Source organism: Mesorhizobium sp. M7A.F.Ca.ET.027.03.2.1, assembly GCF_003999175.1.
Taxonomy (GTDB): domain Bacteria; phylum Pseudomonadota; class Alphaproteobacteria; order Rhizobiales; family Rhizobiaceae; genus Mesorhizobium.
Genome location: NZ_RZOM01000220.1, coordinates 1 through 6,857 on the forward strand (window position 1 = coordinate 1; position 6,857 = coordinate 6,857).

Sequence of the window (6,857 nt, forward strand, 5' to 3'; positions counted from 1 at the left end):
GAGGCAGGTCGGAGGCGGCGTCGGCGGCAGCTCGGAAGGCGGCGGCGGCGGCGGTTCGGCCGCCGGCGGCTCTGGTTCCGGCGGCGCAGTAGGTTCCAGCGCCGGCGGGGCGGCGGCCGGAGGGGCCGGCGTGTTCAGCGTCGAGCGCAGGTACCAGTTCTCCTCGCTGCCGGCACTGACGCCGCCCTTGAACAGGTAATATTCAAAGGCACCGGCGGCGACCGGGGCGTCGAGCGCGAATGTCGTGGCGCCCGAGGTGGCGCCGTTGATTGCCTGGACGACCATGATGCCGTCCTGCGTGGTCGCAGCCCCCGCGCCGCCGAGATTGACCACGGAGATGCCGGTCGAACCGGAAGCCGTTCCGCTCGACAGGACCAACTTGTCGGATGCGGAGGAATCGTCACCGAGCTCGGTCTGGATAAGCAGCAGGCCCCCCAGCCCGACATAATTGCCCGAAATCGTCAGGCTGTCGGTGGCGCCGGTGCTGCCATTGGTCAGGTCGATGCGGCCGGCATTGGTGACCTGCGCCAACTGGCCTGCCGTAAACGCCTGGATCGCCGCATTGAAGCCGCCGCCATAGAGCGTGCTTGCGGCATCGACACTGAGCGAACCTGTGCCGGTGCCGCTATCGCCGAGCACCAGCTTGCTGTCCATCGTCAGTTCGGTGTCGTTGGTGGCGTCGATGCTTTCCCAGTTCTGGAGCCGGCTGACCCCATCCAGTTTGACGTTGTCCAGTGTCAGCGCGTCGGTACCGAGGCCGCCTGATATGGCATTCGTGGCACCGAGATTGGCGTTGGTGAGGTTGCTGAGCCTGGCGGTGTCGTTGTCGCCGCCGAGATCGACGGCGCCATAGATGATGCCGCCACCGTTCCAGACGAAATCGTCGGCGCCAAAGCTCATCAGTATATCGCCACCGACCGTGCCGCCGGTGACCGTGACGCTGTCATTGCCGCCGCTGACGCTGATGTTGCCGCCGACGGTGCCGCCCGACAGGATGATCGTGTCCTTGTCGAAGCCGGTGACGAGGTTGCGGTCGATGGTGCCGCCGGACATGTTGAAGTAATTCTGGTCGAGCTTCATGTTGACGCGGCCGATGCGGCCACCGATCATCACGGCGCGGTCGCCATCGTCGAAGAAATCGACGATGCGGCCGCCGGTCATGGTGAAGGTGTCGAGGCCGTCGCCCTGGTTGAGCGAGCCGATCTGGCCGCCGCTCATGTTGAAGTCGTCGATGCCGGCGCCCTGCTGGACATTGCCGGCGACGGTCCCCGCGCCAATGGTGAAAAAATCCGTGCCGCCACCCTGATCGACGGTGCCGGTGATGGTGCCGGACTGCATGTCGATGCGGTCCGTGCCGACACCAAAGGTCACGTTGCCTGATATCTGCCCGGTGCCGCCGGCGGGAAAATTCAGCGTGTTATCGCCATCGGCATCGGTGAGGCTGCCGCCCGAGTCGCCGCTATCGCAGGTGTAGACGGTATTTCCGGCGATTGGGCCCAGCACGCATGCGGCAAACGCAGCTGAATTGGGCAGCAACGCAAAGGCCGTAGTTGAGAGGATGCTAATAAGCCAAGGGTGTAGCGGATGCGGCTTTCGCCGTGGCGAAGCAACTGTCACCTGCGCATCCTCCGAACGACTGTTCGGAAGCGAGTTCTTCATATGCCACATCGCGTCCCCTCTCGATTCGCGATTTCCAGCCCCCGCCAGTCGCCGTAATGAAGACACAATTCATTCGATTTTACAAAGCCTAATCTGCCCCGCATGGTTGCTAAACTGCAAAGACTACTGAAATGATCTGGCGTAGCGCGCGGTTGGCGTGTCCGTGGCCCATGCTTTAGGATCGGTTTGGGCCGAAGGATCGAGGCCCTGTCACGGATCGATGAAAGGACATCGCATGGCAACCAGGGACGCATTCGGCCTGACGCTTTCGGGTGCAACGGAGGCGGGGTTCGCCCCCTACAGCCAGGCAGTGCGCGAACTGCAGTGCTTCATCGGCGATCCCGTGGCGTCCATCGACCACGCCATCGCGGAAGATCCCGGCTTCGTCATGGCGCATGTCTTCAAGGGCTATCTGTTCGGCCTCGCCACCGAGCGGGAGGCGACAGCGGTGGCCAAGGCTTGCCATGAGGCGTCACTGCCGCTTGCCGCTACCACGCGCGAGCGGGCGCATGTCACAGCCCTGGGTCATCTCGCCAACGGACGCTGGCATCAAGCCAGCCGCATTCTCGAGGACATCACCATCGAGACCCCGCGCGACGGGCTGGCGCTGCAGGTCGGCCACCAGATCGATTTCTTCACCGGCAATGCACGCATGCTGCGCGACCGCATCGCACGCGCCCTGCCGTCCTGGCAAAGCGGCATGCCCGGCTACCACGCCATGCTCGGCATGCACGCCTTCGGGCTGGAGGAAATGGGTGACTATGTCAGGGCCGAGCAGCTTGGCCGCGCGGCGGTCGACTTCGAGCCGCGCGACGGCTGGGCGCAGCATGCCGTCGCCCATGTCATGGAAATGCAGAGCCGGCAAAGGGATGGCATCGCCTGGATGCTGACCAACCCGGAAGCGTGGACAAGGGAGAGTTTCCTGCAGGTCCACAATTGGTGGCACCTGGCGCTGTTCCACTATGATCTCGGCGAGACCGACGCGGTGCTGGCCCTCTATGACGGCCCCATCTACATCGTGCAATCGACGATGGCGCTCAACATGGTCGATGCCTCGGCAGTCCTGTGGCGGCTCGCCCTCGGCGGCGTCGATGTCGGCGACCGCTGGGCGGCGCTCGCCGCCAATTGGCATAAGGCCGGCGCCGGCAATTATGCCTTCAACGATGCCCACGCGATGATGGCCTTTGTCGGTGCAGGGTTAGATGCGCCGGCCCTCGCTTTGCTTGAGGCTCAGCGCGAGGCCATGCGTGGCAGCGACGACAATGCGGCTTTCACGCGGGATGTCGGCCATCCGCTGACGCTCGCCATCAAGGCATTCGGTGAGGGCAGTTACGCCGAGACCGTGCGCCTGATCCGGCCGATCCGATCGATCTCCCATCGCTTCGGCGGCAGCCACGCCCAGCGCGATGTTATCGACCTGACGCTGATCGAGGCAGCGTTGCGCGCCGGTGACGGTGCGCTGGCCAGGGCGCTCACGGCCGAGCGTTCGATGGCGCGGCCCGACAGTCCGCTGTCAGCGCTGTTTGTGCGACGCGCCGCCGATTTGTCGGAGAATTGACCCGAAGCGGATCTTGTTTTAAAAACTGGCCAAGCCAGATTTTTTCGAGACCCGAAAAAATTAACTGGCGTGGGAGGAAGACATGTATCTGGGCCTCGATCTCGGAACGTCGGGCGTCAAGGCGCTGCTGATCGATGCCGGGCAAACCGTCATCGGTTCCGGCCATGGTTCGCTTGATGTTTCACGGCCGCATCCCGGCTGGTCGGAACAGAATCCCGAGCACTGGATCCGGGCCTGCGAAGACGCAATTGCCGAGCTCAAATCCTCCCATCCGGATGAACTCGCGGCAGTCAAGGGCATTGGCCTGTCCGGGCAGATGCATGGCGCCACGCTGCTCGACGCCGCCGACAAGGTGCTGCGTCCCTGCATCCTGTGGAACGACACGCGCAGCCATGCCGAGGCGGCTGTCCTCGATGCCGATCCGCGCTTCCGCGCTCTGACCGGCAACATCGTCTTTCCCGGTTTCACCGCGCCGAAACTTGCCTGGGTGAAAAACAACGAACCCGCTCTCTTCGCCAAGGTCGCAAAAGTGCTGCTGCCCAAGGATTTCCTGCGGCTCTGGCTTTCGGGCGAACACATTTCGGAGATGTCGGATTCTGCCGGTACCTCCTGGCTCGATGTCGGCAACCGGCGCTGGAGTACGGACCTGCTCGCAGCGACGTCGCTCGACGAGGAGCAGATGCCGTCGCTGGTCGAGGGTACGCACAAGGCAGGCGCACTGCGCAGTGAATTGGCCTCGAAATGGGGCGTCCAGGCCGGCATTCCAATCGCCGGCGGCGCCGGCGACAATGCGGCCTCGGCCTGCGGCATGGGCACGGTCGGCGCCGGCCACGCTTTCGTCTCGCTCGGCACATCGGGCGTGCTGTTTGCCGCCAACGCTTCCTACCTGCCCAACCCGGCTAGCGCGGTTCACACCTTCTGCCACGCCCTGCCGAACACCTGGCACCAGATGGGGGTCATCCTGTCGGCAACGGATTCGCTCAATTGGCTGTCCGAAATCACCGGGAAGAGCGCCGGCGAATTGACCGCTGAACTCGGCGACACATTGGAGGCGCCCAGCGGCGTGTCCTTCCTGCCTTATCTCTCGGGTGAGCGCACACCCTACAATGATGCCGCCATTCGCGGCGCGTTCGCCGGGCTGGCGCATGAATCGAGCCGTGCCGTGCTGACCCAGGCCGTGCTGGAGGGTGTGGCCTTTGCCTTCCGCGACAGCCTCGACGCCCTGGCGAAGGCCGGCACGAGTTTGACGCGGGTGACGGCGATCGGCGGCGGTTCCCGCTCGCGCTACTGGCTGAAGGCGATTGCCACCGCGCTTCAACTGCCTGTCGACATTCCCGCCGACGGCGACTTCGGCGCCGCCTTTGGCGCCGCACGGCTCGGCCTGATCGCTGCGACTGGTGCCGATCCCCTGGAAGTCTGTACGGCACCGAGGACGGATGCCACGATCGAACCGGACGCGGCGCTTGGCGGCGTCTATGCCGATGCCTATCAGCGCTACCGGGAGCTGTACCCGGCGATCAGGGCTGTAACCGCGTGATTCAGTGCGAGGCGCCCCCCTCTGCCCTGCCGGGCATCTCCCCCTCTAGGGGGGAGATCGGCAGCGTTGACGGCTTTACTCGTCTTGCAAGGTTGATAATTAGCGATGGCGGGAAAGACAGCCAATCTCCCCCCTTGAGGGGGAGATGGCCGGCAGGCCAGAGGGGGGCGCTTCGCACCCGCCTCGCCCAGAAGTCCTTACTGCGCAGGCACCTTGTCGAGAAAGCCGGTGACGCTCTTCAGGCGGCCGTTCTCGATGATTCCGATGTCGGTACCTTCGATCACCGATGGCGTCCCCTCAGGCCCGAGATTCCACGAGAAGCGGATCTTGTCGGCAAAACCGTCCGGCGTGCCCTTCAGCGAGAACCGGAAGCCGGCAAAGCGCTGCTGCACGCCGTCGATCAGAGCCGCGACGCCTTCATGGCCGTCGCCCTGCATGAGCGGATCACGATAGCTGACGTCTTCCGTGAAGGTCGCCTTGAGCAATTCGGTCCGGCGGACGGCATCGCTTTCGTTCCAGGCGGTGATGTAGTTTTCAGCGATCTTGGTGAGGTCGGTCATGGTCTGTCTCCTTCATTTGACGGTTTTGACATGACCCTTTTCAACCGGCGCTGGCCTGAAACCAATTACGCCTGAGGTAATGGCGGCAGAACTTTGTGAGAGGACAGAAATCATGAGCAGCGGATTTTTCGGCGACATCAAGAAAATCAAATATGAAGGGCCGGATTCGACCAATCCGCTGGCCTATAGGTTCTACAATCCCGACGAGCTCGTCGCCGGCAAACGGCTGGAAGACCATCTGCGCTTCGCCGTCGCCTACTGGCACTCCTTTGCCTGGCCGGGCGGCGATCCGTTCGGCGGCCAGACCTTCGACCGGCCGTGGTTCCCCAAGGCAGGTGGCACCGACACGATGGAGCTGGCAAAGCTGAAAGCGGACGTCGCCTTCGAGATGTTCTCGCTGCTCGGCGCGCCCTATTTCTGCTTCCACGACGCCGATGTGCGGCCGGAAGGCAAGGATTTTTCCGAAAGTGCCGCGCGCCTCGACGAGATCGCCGATTACTTCGCGGGGAAGATGAAGCAGACCGGCGTCAAGCTGCTTTGGGGCACCGCCAATCTGTTCTCCAATCGCCGCTTCATGTCGGGGGCGGCCACCAATCCCGATCCGGATGTCTTTGCCTACGCAGCGGCGACGGTAAAAAGCTGCATCGACGTCACCAAGCGGCTGAAGGGCGAAAACTACGTGCTGTGGGGCGGGCGCGAAGGCTATGAGACGCTGCTCAACACCGACCTCGCGCGCGAGCAGGAACAGGCCGGCCGGTTCCTCAGCATGGTCGTCGACTACAAGCACAAAATCGGCTTCAAGGGCGCGATCCTGATCGAGCCGAAGCCGCAGGAGCCGACCAAGCATCAGTATGATTACGATGTCGCCACGGTCTACGGCTTCCTCAAGCGCTTCGGGCTGGAGAAGGAGGTCAAGGTCAATATCGAGCAGGGCCACGCCATCCTGGCCGGCCATTCCTTCGAGCACGAACTGGCTCTGGCCAATGCGCTCGGCATTTTCGGTTCGATCGATATGAACCGCAACGACTATCAGTCGGGATGGGACACCGACCAGTTCCCCAACAACGTGCCGGAAATGGCACTGGCCTACTACCAGGTCCTGCAGGCCGGCGGCTTCAAGACCGGCGGCACCAATTTCGACGCCAAGCTGCGCCGCCAGTCGCTCGATCCGCAGGACCTGCTGATCGGCCATATCGGCGGCATGGACTCTTGCGCACGTGGCCTGAAAGCCGCGGCCCGCATGGTTGAGGACAAGGCGCTATCGGCGCCGCTGGCCGAACGTTATGCCGGCTGGAACACGGCCGAGGGCAAGGCGATGCTCGCCGGCAAGCGCACGCTTGAGGATATCGCCGAGCGTGTCGTCAAGAAGAAGATCGAGCCGCAGCCGAGGTCCGGCCGCCAGGAACTGCTGGAAAATATCGTCAACCGCTACGTGTAAGGCGCGCGCCGCTCCATCTCTGGACCGACATCCGGCACCACTGGATGAAAGCCGCCGCCATCGCTATCTGCTAGTCAGCCCACTTCGCGAGAGGCTGCCGAGGAT

At 63.6% G+C, this 6,857-nt stretch carries 4 protein-coding genes and 1 pseudogene; 3 read left to right on the forward strand and 2 right to left on the reverse strand.

From position 1 onward, the window contains the following. Positions 1–1,668 (reverse strand): annotated as a pseudogene (locus EN750_RS12225) (autotransporter outer membrane beta-barrel domain-containing protein); the annotation flags it as partial. Between the two features lie 226 nt (positions 1,669–1,894). Between EN750_RS12225 and EN750_RS12230 the strand changes: the two are divergent. Both EN750_RS12230 and xylB read left to right on the forward strand, forming a co-directional pair. Next, a complete protein-coding gene (locus EN750_RS12230; RefSeq protein ID WP_127396580.1) occupies positions 1,895–3,217 on the forward strand; it encodes a tetratricopeptide repeat protein in 1,323 nt (440 codons plus the stop codon). A gap of 82 nt (positions 3,218–3,299) precedes the next feature. Next, complete coding sequence (gene xylB / locus EN750_RS12235) at positions 3,300–4,754, forward strand: xylulokinase (RefSeq protein ID WP_127396581.1); 1,455 nt, start codon at positions 3,300–3,302, stop codon at positions 4,752–4,754. 197 nt (positions 4,755–4,951) lie between these two features. Here xylB and EN750_RS12245 read toward each other — a convergent pair whose 3' ends face one another. Then, positions 4,952–5,314 carry a nuclear transport factor 2 family protein gene (locus EN750_RS12245; protein ID WP_127269938.1) on the reverse strand — a complete coding sequence of 121 codons (363 nt, stop codon included), beginning with the start codon at positions 5,312–5,314 and terminating at the stop codon, positions 4,952–4,954. A 112-nt stretch (positions 5,315–5,426) separates the two neighbouring features. Here EN750_RS12245 and xylA point away from each other — a divergent pair, with 112 nt between their 5' ends. Continuing rightward, positions 5,427–6,752, forward strand: a complete 1,326-nt coding sequence (gene xylA / locus EN750_RS12250; RefSeq protein ID WP_127328551.1) for a xylose isomerase — start codon at positions 5,427–5,429, stop codon at positions 6,750–6,752. Positions 6,753–6,857 lie beyond the last annotated feature (105 nt).